The organism is Saccharibacter sp. EH611 (assembly GCF_009834765.1).
GTDB lineage: Bacteria > Pseudomonadota > Alphaproteobacteria > Acetobacterales > Acetobacteraceae > Saccharibacter.
In genome coordinates, this window is the sequence record NZ_WVHP01000021.1 from 341,153 (window position 1) to 362,268 (window position 21,116).

At 52.1% G+C, this 21,116-nt stretch carries 14 protein-coding genes and 2 tRNA genes; 10 read left to right on the forward strand and 6 right to left on the reverse strand.

What is annotated here, in order from left to right; all coding sequences use genetic code 11:
• Window positions 1-106: 106 nt before the first annotated feature.
• The gene (gene recG / locus GS535_RS06825) at window positions 107-2,206 is read right to left on the reverse strand and encodes an ATP-dependent DNA helicase RecG (RefSeq protein ID WP_160791358.1); all 2,100 of its coding nucleotides are present in this window, start codon (window positions 2,204-2,206) and stop codon (window positions 107-109) included.
• A 103-nt stretch (window positions 2,207-2,309) separates the two neighbouring features.
• Between recG and mfd the strand changes: the two genes are divergently transcribed.
• Window positions 2,310-5,828, forward strand: coding sequence for a transcription-repair coupling factor (gene mfd / locus GS535_RS06830; RefSeq protein WP_160791359.1), 3,519 nt, complete (start codon window positions 2,310-2,312; stop codon window positions 5,826-5,828).
• 49 nt (window positions 5,829-5,877) lie between these two features.
• Here the strand turns inward: mfd and hmpA are convergent, their stop codons facing one another.
• On the reverse strand, window positions 5,878-7,089 hold the full coding sequence (gene hmpA, locus GS535_RS06835; RefSeq protein ID WP_160791360.1) for an NO-inducible flavohemoprotein: 1,212 nt from the start codon (window positions 7,087-7,089) through the stop codon (window positions 5,878-5,880).
• Window positions 7,090-7,245: 156 nt separating this feature from the next.
• On the opposite strand from hmpA, the gene GS535_RS06840 reads away from it, so the two are divergent.
• Window positions 7,246-7,719 carry an Rrf2 family transcriptional regulator gene (locus GS535_RS06840; protein WP_160791361.1) on the forward strand — a complete coding sequence of 158 codons (474 nt, stop codon included), beginning with the start codon at window positions 7,246-7,248 and terminating at the stop codon, window positions 7,717-7,719.
• On the opposite strand, the gene GS535_RS06845 is transcribed toward GS535_RS06840, so the two are convergent.
• On the reverse strand, window positions 7,716-8,504 hold the full coding sequence (locus GS535_RS06845) for an RlmE family RNA methyltransferase (RefSeq protein WP_160791362.1): 789 nt from the start codon (window positions 8,502-8,504) through the stop codon (window positions 7,716-7,718). The two genes, GS535_RS06840 and GS535_RS06845, sit on opposite strands and share 4 nt — an antisense overlap.
• Window positions 8,501-9,649, reverse strand: a complete 1,149-nt coding sequence (locus GS535_RS06850; protein ID WP_160791363.1) for a Ppx/GppA phosphatase family protein — start codon at window positions 9,647-9,649, stop codon at window positions 8,501-8,503. Before GS535_RS06850 ends, GS535_RS06845 begins: the two co-directional genes overlap by 4 nt.
• Before the next feature lie 146 nt (window positions 9,650-9,795).
• Here GS535_RS06850 and GS535_RS06855 point away from each other — a divergent pair.
• The 6 genes from GS535_RS06855 to GS535_RS06880 all read left to right on the forward strand — a co-directional run bounded on the left by GS535_RS06855 (window position 9,796) and on the right by GS535_RS06880 (window position 15,862).
• Window positions 9,796-9,869 (forward strand) — tRNA-Gln (locus GS535_RS06855).
• A gap of 54 nt (window positions 9,870-9,923) precedes the next feature.
• Window positions 9,924-9,997 (forward strand) — tRNA-Gln (locus GS535_RS06860).
• Between the two features lie 146 nt (window positions 9,998-10,143).
• Window positions 10,144-11,631 (forward strand): IMP dehydrogenase, encoded by a 1,488-nt coding sequence (gene guaB / locus GS535_RS06865; RefSeq protein WP_160791364.1) that lies wholly within the window; start codon window positions 10,144-10,146, stop codon window positions 11,629-11,631.
• 49 nt (window positions 11,632-11,680) lie between these two features.
• The gene (locus GS535_RS06870) at window positions 11,681-12,988 is read left to right on the forward strand and encodes an RsmB/NOP family class I SAM-dependent RNA methyltransferase (protein WP_160791365.1); all 1,308 of its coding nucleotides are present in this window, start codon (window positions 11,681-11,683) and stop codon (window positions 12,986-12,988) included.
• 247 nt (window positions 12,989-13,235) lie between these two features.
• Window positions 13,236-15,092, forward strand: a complete 1,857-nt coding sequence (locus GS535_RS06875; protein WP_160791366.1) for a sodium:proton antiporter — start codon at window positions 13,236-13,238, stop codon at window positions 15,090-15,092.
• Between the two features lie 50 nt (window positions 15,093-15,142).
• Window positions 15,143-15,862: a response regulator transcription factor gene (locus GS535_RS06880; protein ID WP_160791367.1), complete on the forward strand. Its 720-nt coding sequence runs from the start codon at window positions 15,143-15,145 to the stop codon at window positions 15,860-15,862.
• Between the two features lie 40 nt (window positions 15,863-15,902).
• Here the strand turns inward: GS535_RS06880 and galE are convergent, their stop codons facing one another.
• Together galE and xth are read right to left on the reverse strand one after the other, a co-directional pair.
• A complete protein-coding gene (gene galE, locus GS535_RS06885) occupies window positions 15,903-16,889 on the reverse strand; it encodes a UDP-glucose 4-epimerase GalE (RefSeq protein WP_160791368.1) in 987 nt (328 codons plus the stop codon).
• 20 nt (window positions 16,890-16,909) lie between these two features.
• A complete protein-coding gene (gene xth / locus GS535_RS06890; RefSeq protein ID WP_160791369.1) occupies window positions 16,910-17,704 on the reverse strand; it encodes an exodeoxyribonuclease III in 795 nt (264 codons plus the stop codon).
• A 96-nt stretch (window positions 17,705-17,800) separates the two neighbouring features.
• On the opposite strand from xth, the gene GS535_RS06895 reads away from it, so the two are divergent.
• Window positions 17,801-18,832 (forward strand): dipeptidase, encoded by a 1,032-nt coding sequence (locus GS535_RS06895; RefSeq protein ID WP_160791370.1) that lies wholly within the window; start codon window positions 17,801-17,803, stop codon window positions 18,830-18,832.
• Between the two features lie 302 nt (window positions 18,833-19,134).
• Window positions 19,135-21,048, forward strand: coding sequence for an excinuclease ABC subunit UvrC (uvrC, locus tag GS535_RS06900; RefSeq protein WP_160791371.1), 1,914 nt, complete (start codon window positions 19,135-19,137; stop codon window positions 21,046-21,048).
• The last annotated feature ends 68 nt before the right edge of the window (window positions 21,049-21,116 follow it).

The window sequence follows — 21,116 nt, forward strand, 5'->3', positions numbered from 1 at the left end:
AAAAAAATACATATTCTCGAATTGATTATATTCGAGAATTTACACGACGGTATATTGTGAATTTATTATTATAGAATAATATGTAAGTAAAAGATTGATAAATTCTTTATCCAGAAACAAGAAGCCTCTCTGGTTGGGCACGGTCAAAAAGATAAAGAAGTGTTTGTAAGGCTTCCCCGCGATCCCCGCTGAGATCTGGATTGCGCTCTAATTCGCTTTGACTGTCTTTTGCCATCATATTGGCATAAAGCGAGAGCCGTATATCACTTGATAACCGAAAGCCTGGTAAGCCTGACTGGCGATGACCTGCTAAATCACCGCCACCGCGAATACGAAAATCTTCATCGGCAATAAGAAAACCATCCTCTGTATCGCGCAGGAGACTTAGCCTCCTCTGACCATTCGGTGTAGTGTCTGCACTATGGAGGAGCAGGCAGAAGGAGCGGGCGCTTCCACGTCCCACACGACCACGAAGCTGGTGAAGTTGGGCAAGCCCAAAGCGTTCGGCTTGTTCGATCACCATGATTGTGGCGTTGGGAATATCCACCCCGACTTCAATAACGGTTGTGGCGACGAGCAAGCGGGTTTGCCCATCTTTGAAGCGATCTAGTGCGTCGTGACGTACAGCATGGTCTTGTCGTCCGTGGGCGATACCAACAATAGGCCCGAAATGTTGGGTAAGACTCGCCCAGCGTTCTTCGGCAGCAGCGGCACTTTGGGTCTCGCTATTTTCAATGAGAGGACAGACCCAAAAGATCTGCTGTCCACGATCCAGAGCGCGTTGGATGCCTGCTAGAATATCGTCCATTTTTGCCATGTCATGAACGGTGGTATGGATGGGCTGACGACCCGCCGGTTTGCTATCAAGGCGGCTCACGCCCATTTCTCCCCATTCCATCAGCTGAACCGTGCGTGGAATAGGTGTAGCGGTCATAACCAGTAGGTCTGTGGCTGTGCCTTTTGCGCTAAGCTTCATGCGTTGTTCCACACCAAAACGGTGCTGCTCATCAATGACAGCAAGGCCAAGATTGGCAAAACTAACGCCATCTTGAAAAAGAGCATGAGTGCCGATGATGATTTTTGCAGAGCCCTCTGCAATGTGGGTGAGCACGGCACGCCGGGCCTTGCCTTTAACGCTTCCGCTGAGGAACACACAGGGAACGCCCATGAGGCGGGAAAGGGTGTCTCTATGTTGTTGAGCGAGAATCTCTGTCGGGGCCATGAGGGCGGCTTGTGTTCCGGCTTCAACGGCATGAAGCATGGCCATCATGGCGACAAACGTTTTTCCTGAACCCACATCACCTTGCAAAAGGCGCACCATAGGGGCGTCTTTTTCCATATCAGCGGCGATTTCTGCCATGGCGCGTTTTTGCGCGTCGGTTGGAGGAAAGCCGAAGCGTTCACGGAGCTGGGCGCGTAGTGTGCCATCGCCTTTAAGGGCGCGCCCTGGGCGGTGTTGAGCCTGACGACGGGCGAGCCCTAAGCAGAGCTGGTCAGCCAGAACCTCGTCGGCCGCAAGGCGAGCGCGGGCTCGCTCAAGGAGCGGGGCGGGGTCGGTATCATGTGGAAGAGAGGTTGGTTGTTGCACCCATGTTAGAGCCTCGCGGAAGCTGGGCCAAGACTGTTTGGTCATGAGCTGGGGGTTTTGCCATTCGGGAAGGTCTGGAATGCGGGCGAGGGCAACGTTCATGGCGCGTCGCACGGTGGAGGGGAAAAGCCCAGCGGTGAGGGGCCAAACGGGTTCTAGCCAAGGGAAGCTCTCGCGTCTTTCCCAGAGATGGATATGGTCTGGGCGTGAAAGCGAAATGCGCTCACGGTAAAAGCTGACTTTCCCAGAAACGAGAAGCTCCGTGCCGGGAGGGGGGAGGAAAAGATTGTTCTTCTGAAAAAAGACGATCTCAAGCGGCCCAGTGTCGTCCTCTGTAATGAGGGTGGTGGGCTGTGAGGGACGCTGAGGGCGCCGCACGCTAACAACCCTTACGCGACTGGTGAGAATGTCACCATGGGCGAGCTTATGCCCTTGAGAGACGGTCAGGAGCTCGCGGCGGTCAATGAGTTTTTCAGGCAGGGTGAAGAGCAGGTCAATAACCCGTTTTCCCTCGCTAATCTTGCTTAATAAGGTGCTATGACGCGGCCCGATAGATGGGAGAGTGGTGAGAGGAGCCAGGAGCGGTTCCAAAAGAGCAGGAGGCGGCAAGATAGGCATGGATCGCTGTAAGAAGCCTCTGGGCTGACAGAGAGGGGAAGGGGAGCTATAGGATAACACGTGCACACCTTAAAACGGAACTCCTGCAAAGAAGAGGCCCTTGATGTCTGTCGATACGTCCCTGATTGCGTCTTTTGGTCCGACTGTATGGGGCGTACCCGATGGATCCGTGGCGTTATTGCTACGCCGTCGTTTGAGTGAGCATAACGGGCCGCTGCTTCATGTTGCGCGTGATGATGCGTCCATGGCGGCATTGGCCGATATGCTGGCATGGCTCGTGCCAGAAGTTGAGGTGTTACGTTTCCCTGCGTGGGACTGTCTGCCGTATGACCGTATTTCCCCCAATCCGGCGATTGTTGCGGAACGCTCCGCGACGTTAAGCCAGTTGCTGGAAGCTGCTCCTAAAGCTGGGCGGATTGTCTTGAGCACTGTGCATGCGTTGGTGCAGCGTGTTCCTCCACGTGCGGTATTTGCGGGGCAGTCCGTTACCGTCAAAGCGGGTGAGACGCTGGATGCAGCCATGCTGGCAGAACTGCTCGTGGGGAATGGCTATACGCGCGTTGATACGGTGATGGAGCGCGGTGAGTTTGCGACGCGCGGGGGGATTTTCGATGTTTTCCCCGCTGATGCAGGTGAACCTGTGCGGTTGGATCTGTTTGGCGATGAGGTCGACCATATTCGTGCCTTTGATGTGGCCTCCCAGCGGTCGACGCGTGAGTTGACAACCTTTAGCCTCTCCCCTGTTTCTGAATATGCGTTGGATAAAGCCAGTGTCAGCCGTTTTCAGACGGGCTGGCGAGAGGTGTTTGGTGTAAGTGCGCAGCAAGACGTGCTGTATCGGCAGATTTCGGAAGGGATTCATGCCGCGGGGGCAGAGCATTACGTGCCGCTTTTCCATGATGGTGACGGCCAGCATATGGAAACGTTGCTGGATTATGTGCCCAACGTGGCGCTGAGCTTTGAACGCGATACGCCTGAAATTCTCAGCACACGTTTAGAGATGATTGCTGACCATTACCAAGCACGCTGTTCAGCCACACAGGACGGTGAAATGCCGTACCGTCCGCTGCCGCCTCATCGGCTTTACCTCACCCAACATGGGTGGGGGGCGATGCTGAAAGGCCATCCATCGGTCATGCTGTCGCCTTTTGCGCAGCCAGAGGGGAGTGATGGGATTGATGCGGGCTATCGCCCTGGCCCTGTTTTCTCAAGCCTAGGTGGAGCAGCGCGTGAAGGTGTGTTTGAGAATTTTGGTCGTCAGGTGGCTGATTGGGCGAAGGAAGGACGCCGCACTTATGTGACAGCCTGGAGCCGTGGCTCACAAGAACGTATCGCGCATCTGTTGAAAGAACATGGTGTAGAAGCGGGCGTTTATCAGGACTGGAAGAGTGCTGCGGGAATGCCCAAAACTCAGGCTGGGCTCGTTGTTCTGGGGCTTGAGCGTGGCTTTGTCAGCGATCGTTACGCGTTTGTGTCTGAGCAAGACTTACTGGGAGAACGTCTCTCACGGCCCCCGCGTAAAAAGCGAAAGACGGGCGATTTTATCACCCAGATTGGTGAGATTTCTGAAGGTGATTTGGTTGTCCATGAAGAATACGGCATTGGGCGTTATGTCGGACTGGAAACCGTTCGAGAAGGGCGAGTGGCCCATGATTATCTCTCGGTTTTGTATGATGGTGAGCAGCGCTTGCTTCTGCCGGTTGAAAATATCGACCTGCTGAGTCGTTTTGGCTCTGAGCAAGACGGGGTGCAATTAGACCGTTTAGGCGGTACGTCTTGGCAAGCGCGTAAAGCCAAGATGAAGACGCGCTTGCGTGAAATGGCTGGCGAGTTGATCCGCACGGCAGCGGCACGCGCTATGAAGCAAGCACCGTTAATGGTGCCAGAAGAGGGCGTGTGGGACGAATTTTGCGCGCGCTTTCCATATGTGGAGACGGACGACCAAGCACGCGCGATTGCCGATGTGCTGGAAGATATGAACAGCGGCCGCCCAATGGATCGCCTCGTCTGTGGTGATGTTGGTTTTGGGAAAACTGAAGTAGCCATGCGAGCGGCTTTTGTTGCGGCCATGTCGGGAATGCAGGTAGCGCTTATTGTGCCAACGACGTTACTTGCCCGCCAGCATTATATTGGCTTTACCAAGCGTTTTGAGGGGCTGCCGGTCAAGATTGCCCAGTTATCTCGCATGGTGACGGCTAAAGAAGCTGCAAAAGTGCGGGAAGGGATTGCAGAAGGCTCTATTGATATTGTGATCGGCACGCATGCCTTGCTGGCTAAGACGGTCTCTTTTAATCGACTGGGAATGCTGATTATTGATGAAGAGCAGCATTTCGGTGTGTCTCATAAAGAGAAGCTTAAAGCGTTACGAGAGGACGTGCATGTTCTGACGTTATCGGCTACGCCATTGCCCCGGACGTTGCAGCTCTCTCTGACGGGTGTGCGGGAAATGAGCCTGATTGCCACCCCGCCGACGGATCGTTTGGCTGTGCGTACGTTTATTACGCCTTTTGACCGTGTGATGATCCGTGAAGCTATTCAGCGAGAGCGCTTCCGTGGCGGTCAGATCTTCTGTGTGGTGCCACGCCTGACCGATATTCGCCATATGGCCGATCGTTTGAAGGAAATTGTCCCTGACGTGCGCGTGACGGAGGCGCATGGCCGGTTGACACCCGCTGAGCTTGAAAATGTTATGGCAGAGTTCTCTGAGGGGAAATATGACATCCTTCTGTCCACTAATATTGTAGAAAGTGGGCTGGATATGCCCGCGGTGAATACGATCATTATCCATCGAGCCGATATGTTTGGGCTCGGGCAGCTTTATCAGCTTCGTGGGCGTGTAGGACGTGCCAAACAGCGTGGTTATGCGTATCTCACTTGGCCGCAAACGCGCACACTTTCAGCAACGTCGGTCAAACGTTTGGAAATTATGCAGACGCTAGATTCCCTTGGAGCAGGGTTCACCTTAGCCTCTCACGATCTGGATATGCGCGGCGCTGGGAACCTTTTAGGAGATGAGCAGTCCGGCCATATTCGTGAAGTAGGGATCGAGCTTTATCAGCAGATGTTGCAAGAGGCTGTCACAGATCTAAGACAGATGCGTGGTAAGGGTGAGCTTGAGGATGAAAGCTGGACACCATCCATTATTCTTGGATTGCCGGTCTTACTGCCAGAAGAATACGTTAAGGATTTGTCTGTACGTCTAGGGCTCTACCGTCGGATTGCATCCCTTAAAGATGAGACAGATGTTGAAGCCATGCGTGTTGAGTTGGTGGATCGCTTTGGCTCTCTCCCGCAAGAGGTGCAAAACCTCCTTGATGTGGTCATGATCAAAAAGCTTTCGCGTGAAGCAGGCGTGGAACGCGTAGAAGCAGGGCCAAAAGGGATGGTGCTGCAATTCCGTGGCAATAAATTTGCCAATGCTGAAGGGCTTATCCGCTGGGCAACAAAGAATCAGCGCGCTGGGGTGAAGATTCGCCCAGACCAAAAATTGGCGATTGTGCGGGAAATGACCAATGCGGTGCGGATCAGTATGGCCCGTAAGGTGCTGACGTCTTTGTGCAAGCTTCTCAAAAAAGGTGAGAAAAAAGCGGCACCTAAAGCGACCGAAAAAGAAGTGTCATAAAGATGTGGGGGAGGGAATATCCCCACATCTTTTATTGAAGGAGCCTGTGTCAGGCTGCTGTAGCGAGGAACGGGTCAGAGGCAGAACCGAAGATGTCGTAATGAATACGCTCTTGCGGAATGCCAGCGGCGCGCAGGGCTTTGATGGTCTCGGTCATGAAGGTAGAGGGGCCGCATAGATAAATATCGCTCTCAGGGATGAGATGACGAATGAGCCAGTCAGAAGAGAGGTGCCCCTTGTGGATTTCCACAGGGCTTTCTTCCCGAGTTGGCGCCTCATGGCTGTAAAAAACATCGGCTTTCAAGCTGCCTTTGCGGGCGAGTGAACGAATGACATCACCAAAAACGTCACTCTGTGGGCTATGTGTGCCATGCACGTAGTGAACCTTACGAGAGGAAGTCTGTGCGGTGAGGGATTCTACGATGGAGATCATTGGCGTGAGACCAATGCCAAGGCTCACTAAAGTGACAGGGCGGTCAGTGTCATGGTGCAGGGTGAATTCTCCGGCCGGGGCTGAAACATCCAAGACATCACCAACACGAACCGTATCATGCAGCCAGTTAGAGACCACACCGTGATTCTGGCGCTTTACTGTGATGCGGTAATACGCATTCGATGGAGCTGAGGAAATGCTGTAATTGCGGCGTTCTGCACCCGCGCCTGGCACATTAAAGCGGAAGCTGAGATATTGCCCCGGCTTATGGGTCATCACAGGCTGATTGTCTGTTGGACGGAGGATAAAAGAGGTCACGTCAGGACTTTCTTCGTGACGTTCAGCCACTTGGAAGGCACGCCAACCGACCCAACCGCCTTCTTGCTCAGCATCTTCTTGATAAAGGGTTTGTTCACGTTCAATGAGCACATCAGCAAGGAACCAATAGGCTTCTTTCCATGCTTCCATAATCTCGGGCGTGGCGGCATCCCCCAAAACATGAGCGATGGCTCCAAGGAGCGCTTCCCCAACAAAAGGATAATGTTCAGGAAGGATGTTCAGCCCAACATGCTTTTCAGCAATGCGTTCAATCATTGTTTGGAGCGGGGCGGGGTTTTGGATATGCCGCGCATAAGCGAGAACCGCAAAAGCCAACGCTTTAGGCTGCTCACCATCTTTTTGGTGAGACATATTAAACAGGTCAGCAATGGCTTTGTCGGCAAGGAGGCGCTTGTACATTTCCCGCGTAATGTCGAGGCCATGCGCTTCTAATGCAGGAATGCAGGCGGTGACGATTGACCGTGTTTGCTCGGAAAGAGGGGTTGGCATGATGAGAATCCAAAAAGATGTATTTTCTATATATCTTTTATAGGTGGAGAGAAGATTCTGTCAAACACACGTGATTGACCGCACTCAACGAGCAGGGTAGCGAGTAGAGTCACTTGTTAGGAGTCAACGGCTCCCCCGACACTAGGAGCGAGACACGTGCGGCTGACGCTTTATACCGATTATGCCTTCAGAACGCTGATTTACCTTGAGACGCAAAAAGATCGGCTTGTGTCCATCAGTGAGGTTGCACGTATTTATGGAGCGTCTGAAAATCACCTAGTTAAGGTGGTACATCGCCTTGGGAAGGCAGGGTTTATCCATACAATGCGGGGACGCAAAGGAGGGTTACGTCTAGGGCGTGCGGCCCAAGACATACGGCTGGGCGATGTGGTGCGTTGCACGGAAGATGACTTAGCACTCGTTGGGTGTATGCAAGCAAACGAATCGCAGTCTGGTTGTATTTTGGTAGGTGGGTGCCGCCTGAAACAAACGCTGATTAAAGCACGGCATGCTTTTATGGATGTGCTTGATGACGTAACGCTAGCCGATGTCACCGCCAAACACGAGCGCCGCGTTTTAATGCAGAGCGTGCAGGCGATGATCGACGATACAGAGGCCCTTGATGATTAGGGGTTCTCATCAGTAGGAAGACCGCGGAACCCTTGGGCAACAACGTAAAGCTCGCTCGATTCTTTACGGGAGGCGGGGGGCTTCACGTGGCGAACGGTGTCAAAGCATCGCTTCATAAGGTCGAGCATATGCTTTTCAGACCCGCCTTGGAAAACCTTTGCAATAAAAGCGCCATCTTTCGCGAGGATTTGGAGCGCAAAATCCAGCGCATTTTCTGCTAGGCCCATAATGCGAATATGATCGGTTGCAGCATGGCCCGTTGTGTTTGGTGCCATGTCAGACATCACAAGATCAGCCGGGCCGCCCAGCATCGTTTTTAGGCGCTCAGGCATGGCGTCATCCATGAAGTCGCCTTCTATGATCTCCGCTCCTTCGACGGGATCGACCGGTAGTAAATCGACACCGACGACAGCGCTGGCTTGACGCTTGACAGCAATCTGGCTCCATCCGCCAGGGGCTGCGCCAAGGTCTACCACGCGAGAGCCTGGGCGTATTACTTGGAAACGGTCATCAATCTCAATGAGCTTAAAAGCCGCGCGAGACCGCCAGCCTTGATGGCGAGCAGCAGCAACGTAAGGATCGTTTAATTGCCGGTTAAGCCAGCGTTGTTGTGCAGGGGTGCGGCCGCGTGACTTTTTCAGCTTTACATGCTGGCTACGTCGCGTTTTGGACGTGGCTGCGTCATCACGTGGGTCGCGCGTTCCAGGGGTGCGCGACTGACGGAGAGGCTTGCCGGGAACACGTGGAGGCGTGGATGAAGAGGGGGGCTTACGAGATGAACTCATAGCGGAACAGCTAAAGCTCCTACGGGCTGATGTGAAGAGGCGCGATGGGAGCGCTGCGCAGGGCGTGCGCGCCCAATAGAACGACGATGTTCACGGGCCATACGCACGATCATGCCATCACGCAAGCCACGATCAGCGATCATGACACGCTCAACAGGCCATAAAGACTGTATAGCATCAAAAATGGCACAGCCTGATAGAATTAATGTTGCACGATGTCGGCCAATGCACGGATGGCGTCCCATATCGCTATGACTCATTTTTTTTAACTGATGGAGAGCATGCATCAGCGTCTGACGACCAAGGCATAGTCCGTCTATGGAGGAGCGGCGATAGCGGTCGAGCTCAAGGGCGATACTGGCGAGGGTGGTTACAATACCCGATGTGCCGACCATACGGACATTTTGGCGCTCAATATCTTTCCGAATGCAATGAACCTTCTCAAAGGTTTTAAGTTTTTGATAGGCATAGTCAAACATTGCGTCATAGGCGCGTTGTTTGGGTAAATGACTAAAATGTTCAAACAAAGACATAATGCCCAGCTTTAAGCTGGTTGTCCCAGTAAGGTGATGGCGGTCAGCTTGATGGTCAAGACGGATCCAAGATAACTCCGTTGAGCCTCCACCAATATCAAACAGAAGCGTACGGCTAGGCAGGAAACGTGCGGCACTCGCGAGTGCTGTTGGTGATGTTGGGTGTGTCAGTTGTGGTGAGAGCCCAAGAAGAGAGGAGCAGCTTTCAACAGCCAGTTCAGCTTCTTCTCGGCTTGTAATGATGCGTATATCTAACCCAGTTTCACGTTTGGTGCGTTGTATGAAGTCCTGAGCGTTCGTCGCGTAGCGACAGGCTTCCGTCGTGACGACTTGCAAACCAGAGAGTGAATGGCGGCTGAGACGATGCGCGTAATGCTTTAAGGCATTAAGCGTGCGTGTAATAGCGCTTTCAGCAAGACGCCCTGTATGTTTCAAGTCTTCGCCGAGCAAAACGGGGCGGCTACAGCGTTCGATAATGTGGATGCCACGTGATGAATAGCGCGCAACAAGCAATCGACAACTTGTCGTGCCAAGGTCAATGGCGGCATAGATTGGTGTGCAGCTCTTATCGGATTGAAGCGTTAAAGCTGATGAGGGTGTTAATGTATACATAAGCGACCTTTCGCCCATCGGGTGCCGAAAGAGTGCAGGGTTGTGTGATAAAGCGCAATGAGAAAGATCAAAACTCAGGATAAAATATAAAAAACATCTTGCACTTTTTTGTAGAGATCGTTAGAAACCCCAACGAACGCGCCGCTTGGGAGATAGTTTAGCGGTAGAACTACCGGCTCTGACCCGGTCAGCCCTGGTTCGAATCCAGGTCTCCCAGCCAATCTACTCAGCGTGTTTAGAGAAGATAGCTCTCCGTTTATAGAGCTTTCCTTCTTGGGAGATAGTTTAGCGGTAGAACTACCGGCTCTGACCCGGTCAGCCCTGGTTCGAATCCAGGTCTCCCAGCCAAAAAAACCTTTCTGCAAATAATCATAAAAATTCTCTTCCCTCGAAGGGGCTTTATGCGTTATGAGGCCCTGTCAACGGCCAGAGGGCCCTTGGCCTCTGGTTCGTCCACTCTTCACCACGGGATTGCAGGAACGGGGGCCTCGCTCATGACAGAATTTCACAACAATAATACGCTCTATGGGCGCGTCCGGGATGCTTTGGCATTTGATGATGTTCTGGTACAGCCGGCTGAATCCTCTGTTCTTCCCGCACAAGTGAAGACCACGACACGCCTAACACGTAAGCTTGGACTTAATATTCCTTTGCTTTCTTCAGCGATGGATACCGTCACTGAGGAGCGTATGGCGATTGCTATGGCTCAGCAGGGTGGCCTTGGTGTCATTCATAAAAATCTGACCGTGGAAGAACAGGCCGAGCAGGTGCGGCGCGTTAAGCGCTTTGAATCGGGAATGGTCGTCAATCCTGTGACTGTTGGGCCAGACCAAACACTGGCTGATGTGCATGCTATCATGGCTCATCATGGTATTTCTGGCCTTCCTGTTGTTGAGAAAACAGGCCATTTGGTGGGGATCCTCACCAATCGCGATATGCGTTTTGCTGATGACCCAAAGCAGCGCGTGCGTGATTTGATGACGCATGAGAAGCTCATCACGGTGCGGCATGGCGCATCCCCTGCTGAAGCACGCGAGCTTCTCCATCGTCATCGCATTGAGAAGCTGCTCGTTGTGGATGATGATGGGCGTTGCGTCGGGCTGGTAACCGTCAAGGATATGGAAAAGGCTACGACATACCCGCTAGCCGTGAAGGATTCTCAAGGGCGGTTGCTTTGTGCTGCTGCCATTGGTGTGGGAGAGGACGGTTTCCGCCGCGCTGAAGCGTTGGCTGGGGCTGGAGTGGATGTTTTGGTCGTTGATACGGCTCACGGACATTCTCGTGGTGTTTTAACAACGGTGTCTCGACTGCGCGAGCTGTACCCTCATGTTCAGTTGATCGCTGGTAATGTGGCTACTCCAGAGGCTGCTAAGGCGTTGATTAAGGCAGGGGCTGATTGCATTAAAATCGGGATTGGGCCGGGGTCTATCTGCACAACGCGCGTTGTGGCCGGTGTGGGTGTGCCGCAGTTCTCTGCCGTGCTGGAGACAGCAGCCGCGTGTCATGAGCTGGATGTCCCTGCGATTGCAGATGGGGGGATTCGTACCTCTGGTGATATCGTGAAGGCCATTGGCGCAGGCGCTGATGCGGTCATGGTTGGCTCTTTGCTTGCAGGGTCGGAAGAAAGCCCCGGTGAGACGTTCCTCTATCAAGGCCGTTCGTATAAAGCGTATCGCGGCATGGGTTCCATGGGGGCGATGGCTCAAGGGTCAGCTGATCGTTACTTCCAAGCTGAAGTGCGTGATGCCCTGAAGCTGGTGCCAGAAGGCATCGAAGGACAAGTGCCGTATAAAGGTGGAATGGCTGCTGTGGTGCATCAGCTTGTCGGTGGTCTGCGTGCTGGTATGGGCTATACGGGCTCTGCAACGATTGCTGACCTACAGACGAGAACGCAATTCCGCCGCATTACCAATGCGGGTCTGCGTGAAAGCCATGTGCATGATGTGACGATTACGCGGGAAGCGCCAAACTATCGTCTTTAATTAAGTTTTTCTCTTTTCTCGCAACGGGAAACGGGCTAGGCGGGGGGATATGACCCCCGCTGCTCGTCTTTCTGGCGCGATTGATCTGCTCTGTGCGATCCAAAACGCGCCCCATCGTCCCGCTGATGCGGTTGCTAATAGTTTCTTTCGTGAACGTCGCTACATAGGCGGCGGTGATCGGCGCGCCATTTCAAACATTACATGGGATGTGCTGCGTTCTTGGCGACGTCTTCATTGGCATTTGCGGACTGACCTTAAAGAACGTCATAGTGATATTTCACCGCGCCTTTTATGTGCGTCGATGCTGTTCTTTGCGGGTCAAACGCTTGACCAGATTCACGCGCTTTTTAGTGGAGAACGCTATAGTCCGTCACCATTGAGCCAACGAGAAGGCGCAATGTTGGAGCTTCTGGAAGGGCAGTCTCTCAGCACAGAGAAGCAACCTCTTGCGATCCGGCTAGAAATCCCTGATTGGATTATGCCTCATCTTGAGGCTGATTTTGGGGATCGACTTGAAGAGGAGATGGCGGCTTTATTGGGGCAGCCAACCTTGGATCTGCGGGTCAATCTCTTAAAAGCGACCCGTGTTGAGGCGATCAGAGCTCTCCGTCGTGAAGGATTTGAACCGGCCGAAACAGCGTTGTCTCCATGGGGGCTTAGGCTGGAAGGTCGCCAGCCTATTACGGCATCCGAGGCGTTCCGCAATGGTCTGGTGGAAATCCAAGATGAAGGTAGTCAGCTTATCGCGGCGGCAGTTGATGCGCGCCCAGGGCAGCGTCTGTTGGATTATTGTGCGGGAGCAGCGGGTAAAACGCTTGCTCTGGCAATGACGATGGAAAATCGTGGGCAAGTGACGGCCTGCGATGTCTCGCGCTCTCGCTTAGAGGGTGCTGTTAAGCGCTTGCGGCGTGCGGGTGTGCATAATGTGACGCGCCATCTTTTGGTCGCTGGGGATAAATGGGCCAAACGTCGTGAAGGACGCTTTGATACAGTGCTCGTTGATGCGCCCTGCTCAGGGACGGGAACATGGCGTCGTAATCCTGATGCTCGCCTTCGGCTTAGCCAACAGGATATTGACGAGCTTCTTCCCAAGCAGGCGCATATTATGGATATTGCTGCGCGGCTTGTTCGTCCAGGTGGACGCTTTGTCTATGCGACATGTTCGTTACTGAGTGCGGAAAATCGTCAGCAGGTTGAGAAGTTTTTAGAGCGTCATTCTGATTATGTTTTGATTGCTCCTGAAGAGCGCTCTGAGTTGCTTCCCCAAAAGCTACGTCATGAATCCTGTGTTTCGTTGACCCCACATAGTGACGGGACGGATGGGTTCTTTATTGCTGTGCTACAGAGAAAAGCCTGACAATACTGCCTCTAAGAAAAGGAACACCGAATATGTCAGTGTTCCTTTCTTTTTGGGAGAGTGTATGTAAAATGATTAGCCAGACCAAATTTGTTCGCTTTTCTGCCGCTTTTAAGTTTTAAAGTTCACGCTTAACGTTAGCTAGGCACATTGCTGCTCTGTCGATACTATAAAAGCAGTATCGTCACCAGCGAGGTGTACGGAAAGAGGGATGTGGTTTTGGTCATAAGGAGAGTGAGGCGCTTCTATGCAGCAATATGACATTCTTTTTGGGGTCGCATCGACTTTTGGTGCGGGGATGTTGGCTCAATGGATTGCATGGCGTCTTAAACTTCCGGCCATCGTTTTGCTGTTTGCACTAGGCCTTCTTTTAGGCCCGGTTCTGGGTTGGCTTCATCCTTCTGAAACATTGGGTTGGATATTTCGCCCACTTGTTTCCATGTTGGTGGCTTTAATCGTTTTTGAAGGTGGGATGGCGCTTGATATTCGCCAGTTGCGTGAAGCTGGCGAGGGTGTAGCGCGGCTGACGATGCTGGCTTTGCCGATCAATTGGGTGCTTGGGGCTCTTGCCGCGCATTATGTTGCCCATTTTGAGTGGGGGACATCGTTTCTGTTCGGGGCGATTATCGTTGTGACAGGCCCAACAGTGGTATTGCCCCTTTTGCGCAGTGCAAAATTAAGGCCGCGTGTTGCCGCTTTTTTGCGGTGGGAAGCGATTGTTAACGATCCGCTGGGTGCTATCTTAGCGGCTGTAGTGATGCAGGTGATGATCCTGCATGTTAATCTTCACACGACATTATTCTTTACAAAAACGCTTCCTAATCTGCTCATTGCAGGCGCTGCATCAACGGCTGCGGGAATTTTACCAGCCTATTTGATCCGCTACCTCTTTACGCGTGACCTTATGCCGGAATTGCTGAAAGCGCCGGTTCTTCTCACATTGGCTCTAGTCGTTTTTGAGTTGTGTAATTTGGAGATGGAGGGGGCCGGTCTTATAGCTGTCACCGTCTTTGGGATGGCACTGACGAACCTTCATATTCCCGGATTGAACGATCTACGACGGACAAAAGAATCACTCGTCGTTCTCATGGTGTCTGTGCTGTTTATTTTGCTAACGGCAGACCTTCATCGTGCTGTTTTAGCCCGTTTGACGATCCCGATCGTCTTACTCACTTTGGTTGTCATGTTTGTCGTGCGCCCGCTAGGTATCTTTCTGTCCACGCTCGGCACGACAATGTCCTGGCAAGAGCGTTTATTTGTCGGATGGATTGCGCCGCGTGGGATTGTGGCGGCTGCTGTTGCTGGTGCCGCGGGAATTCGGTTGAGTGCTGCGGGCTATACGTCAGCAGATATGGTGATGCCTGCTGTTTTCGCCGTTATTGCAGTAACGATGCTCTGTCATGGCTTCTCTTTAGGGCCGCTAGCAAAGAAGCTTAAGCTCACACTCTCTGATGAATCAGCGATGGCGATTTTAGGGGCAAGCTCTTGGTCTACCGATTTAGCGGTTTGCTTACATCGCGCCAAGGTTCCAGTCGTGTTGATCGATCAACGGGCACGGGACTTAATGGCTGGAGCCCGCGAGGGTGTGCCGGTGATGAAGGCTGAACTTCTTTCGGAGCATGGGAAGGAGCTGTTAGAGGAGCGGCCAGCGGATTACTTTATCGCTACAACAGGTGACGGCATTTATAATGGGATGGTCTGTGGCCATCTTGCGCCTGATATGGGGCGGCAACGTGTTTTCCAGGTAAGCCCTGGTGTCGCGCGGCTTGACCTTTACCGTGGGTTGTCACGTGATGCGCGCGGTAAAGTGTTGGGTGAACCGTCTTGGAATTATTCGTTTTTTGATACGCTCTTTAGCCGGGGGTGGCGTTTTGTGAGCCGACGCGTTGAGAGTGAGGATGACGCCGTTTTTGGCAAAGATAATAACCGGCTCGATCTTCTTATTGTCAGGAAAGGGCAGGGTATTTTCATTCGTTCTGTTGAAGACGCGACGCGGGTTGCGCCCATGGTTGGTGATCTCATTGTGGGAATGAAGCCCGCTGCTCCACAAAGTGAAGAGAAAGAACCGACAGTGGAGATCCCAGCTGAGGCATTTTCAGGATAAGAGCACGTTAATATGGTAATGCATACTGTGATATATGAGGGTACAAGCGTATGACGGGGCACCACTTCGTTTTAGTTGTGGATAATGATGCAGAAGTGCGGCGTGAGCTGGCTGAGCATATTCATCGTGAACCGTCGTTAGACGTCATTGAGGCTACTGCATTAAGTGAAGCACGGCAGAAGGTAACGGCTGACGATATGCGCGTTGATGCGCTCCTTCTTGATGAAGCGCTTCCAGATGGTGACAGTGTTGAATTTTGTATGGAATTGCGGCAGCAAAAGATCAAAATACCGATTTTGATGATGACGACCTCTCGAGAGGAAGCGGTTATTGTCGCGGGGTTGGATGCGGGGGCGAATGACTATGTCACCAAGCCGCTTCGTGTTCGTGAACTTATGGCACGCCTTCGGGCCCAATTACGTACGTTTGAGAATAGTGAAGATGTCATGCTCGATGTCGGGCCTTATATTTTCAGACCTGCTCATAAGCAATTAGTAGACCCAAGCCGAGGACGGCGGATTCATTTGACAGAAAAAGAAACGTCTATTTTGAAGTATCTTTACCGTGTAGGGCACAAGTCTGTGAGCCGTGAAGTGCTTCTTAATGAGGTCTGGGGGTACAATGCTGGCGTGACGACCCATACGCTGGAGACACATATTTATCGTCTTCGACAAAAGATTGAGCCGAACGCACAACGTAATGCTCTTGTTGTGACAGAAGGGGGCGGGTATCGCCTCAATGCGTATGCTCCGGCTTCGGAGCATTGCTAAGAGGCGATACAGACATAATGTCAGCATTGCCACGTTATGTTTAGTCGCTGTAACCATGAGGATGGGCAGAGCGCCATTTAAAGACTGTCTCAATAATTGCGTCTAAGTCTGTAAATTGCGGTGTCCATCCTGTGTCGCGTCGTAGTATCGAAGCATCAGCAACGAGCATCGCGGGGTCTCCAGCGCGTCTTGGTGCGGCTTCCCAAGGTACGGTGTGGCCTGTAACGCGCTCTACGCTGCGGATAACGTCTAGGTTGGAATAGCCATGTCCTGTGCCAACATTGTAACGGACACTGCGATCATCAATCTGGTCAAGTAGGCGGATATGGGCATCAGCAAGGTCTGTTACATGGATGTAGTCGCGGATACATGACCCGTCCGCTGTTGGATAGTCTGTTCCAAAAAGTTGCAATGCTGGTCGCCGCCCAAGAGCCGCGTCAATAGTGAGAGGGATGAGGTGTGTCTCTGGGCGATGATCTTCTCCTGCACGTCCCTGAGGATCGGAGCCGGCAGCGTTGAAATAGCGTAGGCAGCCACTGCGAAGTTGGTGGATTTGATCTGCCCAATACAGCGTACGCTCAATCATGAGTTTGCTTTCTCCGTAGGGAGAACCGGGTTGGATTAAAGCATCATCAGGGATTGGTGTAGTGCGTTCGGGGCCCCCAAACAAAGCAGCAGTGGACGAAAAAACAATTTTACGAACATTATGTTCAATACATGCTTGGATGAGGTTTAGTGCGGTTTGCGTGTTGTAACGAATATAATGCAAGGGATTGCGCATACTATCCCCCACGAGGGAGAGAGCAGCAAAGTGGAATACGCCATCCCAAGGGCCATCTGCAACACACTCCTGTGTTGCAGAGAGATCCATAAGGTCAACCTGACGGAGTGTCACACCACCAGGTATAGCCTGATGATGGCCTGTGCTGAGATTGTCCAGAACGACCACTTCATGTCCGCGGTCATGTAATGCAAGAACAAGATGGCTCCCCACAAAGCCAGCCCCGCCGGTCACTAAATAACGCATTCTACTTCTCCAATGGAACCTTAAAATGAAATATCGATCATGACAGGCACGTGATCAGATGGACGCTCCCAGTCGCGCGCTTCTTTTAGGACTGTGATGTTTTGGAGGGAAGGAAGGATGTCTGCTGTGAGCCAAATATGGTCAAGGCGGCGGCCACGATTGGATTTTTTCCAGTCACGGTTGCGGTAAGACCACCATGTATAGAGTTTTTCGGGTTCAGGAATGAGGTGGCGCATAGCGTCTTGAAAGCCGGCGTGGCACCAGTCCTGCAAGCGGGAGGTTTCGGCTGGTGTGTGGCTGACGATCTTTAAGAGTTGTTTATGGCTCCACACATCATGTTCATATGGAGCAATGTTGAGATCACCAACTAAAATGCTGCGTGTTGGAGGGTTTTTGCGAAACCATTGGGTCGCTTCATCAACAAATGACAGCTTGTGGGCAAATTTATCATTCTTGTCTGGATCAGGGATGTCGCCGCCTGCAGGCACGTAGAAATTATGTATCTGAACAGGCCCGCTCTCAGTCTCTACAAAAGCGGCAATATGGCGGCAATCATCGCGTTCGCACCAGCGCGGTGTATCTTCGCGGAGGCGGAGCGGAAGGCGTGAAAGAATAGCCACGCCATTATAGCTTTTCATGCCTTTATAGAATTGATGGGTAAAGCCAAGTTCTGCGAGGGCTTCCTTAGGGAAAAGCGGATCAGGAACTTTTGTCTCTTGCACGCACATCACATCGGGAGAATATTTTTCTGCAAGACGCTGAAGGAGAGGTAAACGCAAGCGGAGAGAATTCATGTTCCAAGTGATGAGGCGCATGCAATATCGATCCTTCAGTGGGCTTTTGGGTGGAGGGGTCTTGTGACTATGCTCTGACATCGCGATGTAAAGGATATCAAGCATTCAGGGAAGATCATGACACAGAAGCCTCTTATCACATTTGATACGCATATTGATATTTCGTGGCCTGAGCGGACAGCAGCAGGGTTGCCTGCATGGGTGGGGGAGACGCAAGAGGATTTGTGGAAGCGAGAGACATCGCGTCGCTTTACAGTGCCAAAAGCGCAGCAGGGGGAGCTAACAGCCGCTTGTTTGGCCGCCTATATTCCGCAATTTTTACTGACGCCGGAAGGGTATGAGGCGGCGTGGAAGCGTGTTCAGGCAATGCTAGAGACCATTCACACAAGTGTTGCGTGTGCTCCAGAAAAGAATCAGGCACGTCTGTGCGTAACGGAACGTGACATCCGTGAAGCCGTTGAGAGGGGGACGGTGGCGATTGTCCCTGTGGTCGAGAATGGTTACGCGATTGGAGAAGATCCATCACGTATTGCTTGGCTCGCCCAGCAATATGGGGTGCGCTATATGACGCTCACCCATAATGGCCATAATCAGCTTGCTGATGCGGCTGTGGCGCGGGGAGAGGCCGAGAAAAAATATGGAGGCCTTTCTACGCTGGGGCGTGAGGTGATCGCGGAGATGAACCGTCACGCGATGGTGGTTGATGTATCCCATACATCCAAGCAGAGCATGATGCAGGCAACGGAGCTGTCGAGCGCTCCTGTGTTAGCGAGCCATTCGTGTGTGCGCGCTTTATGCGATCATCCGCGCAATTTGGACGATGAGCAGCTGGATCGTTTGCGTGATACGGGTGGGTTACTTCAAGTCACGGCGATGGGAGCGTTCCTAAAACGAGGCGGAGGTGGAACGCTGGAGACGCTAATTGACCATATTACCTATGCGGTGCAGCGCATAGGGGTGGAGCATGTTGGGTTTTCGTCAGACTTTGATGGTGGAGGCGGCATAGAGGGCTGGGAAGATGCCTCTCAAACAGCTTCTGTTATTGAGCGCCTTAAACAGGCTGGTTTCGATGAGAGTGAACGGCGTGCCTTATGTGGTGAGAATATGATGCGCCTTTTAAAACAGGCTGAAAATGCTGCATTGCAATAGGGTGTCAAGGGGAAACATAAGGAAATTTATGCAATAATGATCAAAATTGTCCACTATTTTTTCACCATGAGGGATTGACATAAGTCTTCCTCTTAAAACTCATCTGTGATTTCTTGAGGAAACTCAAAAGCAAAAGGAAACTTTATTTTTCAGCACGTTATGATGATTGATTAAAAAATAGGCAATTTGAAGGCAGAGAAGAGAACTCCTGCTGTGCGGGCGTTTGCTCTCGTTGTATTCACAGGGTTATCCACAGGAATAGTGGATGAGTGCACAGAGTGCCGTGTCGAGGGAATGAAACGATGGAAAGTCATAGTGATGGAGAGGGAGCGGATACCGTTAAAGGTGTAGCGGTCATCAAGAAGACTCTTAAACTGATTCCTGACCGTCCCGGTGTCTATCGCATGCTAGGGGCTAAAGGAGAGGTTCTGTACGTCGGAAAAGCTCTGAACCTTAAAAAGCGCGTTGTGTCTTATACGCACGTTGCTCGTTTACCCGAACGTTTGCGCCTCATGGTGTCATTGACAGCGGATATGGAAATCGTTGTGACGCAGACAGAGGCTGAAGCTCTGCTGCTGGAGGCTAATTATATTCGGCGGATGCAACCGCGGTTTAATATTCTGCTTCGTGACGATAAAAGCTACCCATGGCTGCTTCTAACCGGCAATCATAATTTCCCACGACTAACGCGTCAGCGTGGGAGGCCGCAAAAAAATGCTGTTTATTGGGGGCCGTTTGCGTCGTCCAAGGCCGTTGAGCAAACGATGCAGGTGCTTCAACGTGCTTTTTTACTCAGGACATGTAGTGATTCTGACTTTGCGTCGCGTACACGCCCTTGCTTGCAATACCAAATAAAGCGCTGTTCAGCTCCATGTGTGGATCGTATTTCACGTGGTGACTATGCGAATCTTGTTGCCCAAGCCCGAGCTTTTCTAGCAGGAGGAGGCCGTGAGCTACAGCAGCAGCTCACCCAAGAAATGGAAGAGGCAGCAGAGGCGATGGCCTTTGAGCGTGCAGCACTGATTCGGGATCGTATTCGCGGTTTCGCAAATCTTCGTTCCTCGAATGTAATCAATCCTACCACTATTGACGAAGCAGATGTGATTGCGTTGTGGCAAGAGGCAGGACGCACGGGAATACAGGTTTTCTTCATCCGCGGCGGGCGTAATAATGGGAATCGCGCCTTTTATCCGCAGCACGATCAGGATGAAACAGCCGAATCGGTGTTGAGTGCGTTTCTGATCCAGTTTTATGACGATAAGCCACCGCCAGCGCAGATAATTACTCATGTTTCTTTGTCAGAGAAGAAACTGCTTGAAGAGGCATTATCGCTTCAAAAAGGGCGGAAAGTTCAGATTTTGCAGCCACAACGCGGGGATAAGAAGGCGGTATTGGATCATGCGCTTCTGAACGCGAAGGAAGCTCTTGAGCGTAAGCTTGCGGAAAGCGCGGGGCAGAAGAAGCTTCTAGAAGGTGTTGCTGAGCTGTTTGACCTTCCTAAACCACCATCACGGATTGAGGTGTACGATAACTCTCACATCATGGGGCAGTGCCCTTATGGTGTTATGATTGTTGGTGGGCCAGAGGGGTTCGTGAAACGAGCATACCGTAAATACGCTATTCGGGGGCCCGTCACACCGGGGGATGATTTTGGGATGATGCGAGAGGTTATGACGCGGCGCTTCTCCCCCGCACGGCAAAAAGAGGGCTTGGAAGGAGAGCGTGACCAATGGCCTGATTTGCTGTTGATTGACGGAGGGAAGGGGCAGGTCAGCGCTGTTCGTGCAATTCTTGAGGAGCTGGGCGTCACGGATGTACCGATTGTTGGTATTGCCAAAGGGGAGGATCGTAACGCAGGGCGAGAATGGTTTTTAGTGCAAGGAAAAGAACCATTCCAGCTGCCCCCGCAGGATCCTGTGCTCTATTATCTTCAACGGTTGCGTGACGAATCCCACCGCTTCGCGATTACAACACATCGGGCAGGGCGATCTAAAAAATTGGTGAAGTCAGGGCTCGATGACGTGCCGGGCATTGGGTCTGTGCGGAAAAAAGCGCTCATGACGCGTTTTGGCTCGTTAAGGAATATTAAGTTGGCTTCGATAGAGGAATTAGGGCATGTGCCTGGAATTAATCACGAAATGGCGCAGGTCATTTATGGATATTTTCATCCAGAATGGGTAAGACAGCAGAGTGCCCTGAAGGAGCTGCATGATTAAAACATTGCCGGTTGTAAGAGAGCTCCTTTGACGAGATGATGACCATTATTTTTTCCTCTTGGATGTAA

Bases quoted from the DNA above. Each gene is read 5' to 3' on its own strand.
- GS535_RS06880 (WP_160791367.1), top strand. From the start codon at position 15,143: ATGACGGGGCACCACTTCGTTTTAGTTGTGGATAATGATGCAGAAGTG.
- recG (WP_160791358.1), bottom strand. From the start codon at position 2,206: ATGCCTATCTTGCCGCCTCCTGCTCTTTTGGAACCGCTCCTGGCTCCT.
- mfd (WP_160791359.1), top strand. From the start codon at position 2,310: ATGTCTGTCGATACGTCCCTGATTGCGTCTTTTGGTCCGACTGTATGG.
- GS535_RS06850 (WP_160791363.1), bottom strand. From the start codon at position 9,649: ATGTATACATTAACACCCTCATCAGCTTTAACGCTTCAATCCGATAAG.
- galE (WP_160791368.1), bottom strand. From the start codon at position 16,889: ATGCGTTATTTAGTGACCGGCGGGGCTGGCTTTGTGGGGAGCCATCTT.
- GS535_RS06875 (WP_160791366.1), top strand. From the start codon at position 13,236: ATGCAGCAATATGACATTCTTTTTGGGGTCGCATCGACTTTTGGTGCG.
- hmpA (WP_160791360.1), bottom strand. From the start codon at position 7,089: ATGCCAACCCCTCTTTCCGAGCAAACACGGTCAATCGTCACCGCCTGC.
- uvrC (WP_160791371.1), top strand. From the start codon at position 19,135: ATGGAAAGTCATAGTGATGGAGAGGGAGCGGATACCGTTAAAGGTGTA.
- GS535_RS06870 (WP_160791365.1), top strand. From the start codon at position 11,681: ATGACCCCCGCTGCTCGTCTTTCTGGCGCGATTGATCTGCTCTGTGCG.
- GS535_RS06895 (WP_160791370.1), top strand. From the start codon at position 17,801: ATGACACAGAAGCCTCTTATCACATTTGATACGCATATTGATATTTCG.
- GS535_RS06845 (WP_160791362.1), bottom strand. From the start codon at position 8,504: ATGAGTTCATCTCGTAAGCCCCCCTCTTCATCCACGCCTCCACGTGTT.
- guaB (WP_160791364.1), top strand. From the start codon at position 10,144: ATGACAGAATTTCACAACAATAATACGCTCTATGGGCGCGTCCGGGAT.
- xth (WP_160791369.1), bottom strand. From the start codon at position 17,704: ATGCGCCTCATCACTTGGAACATGAATTCTCTCCGCTTGCGTTTACCT.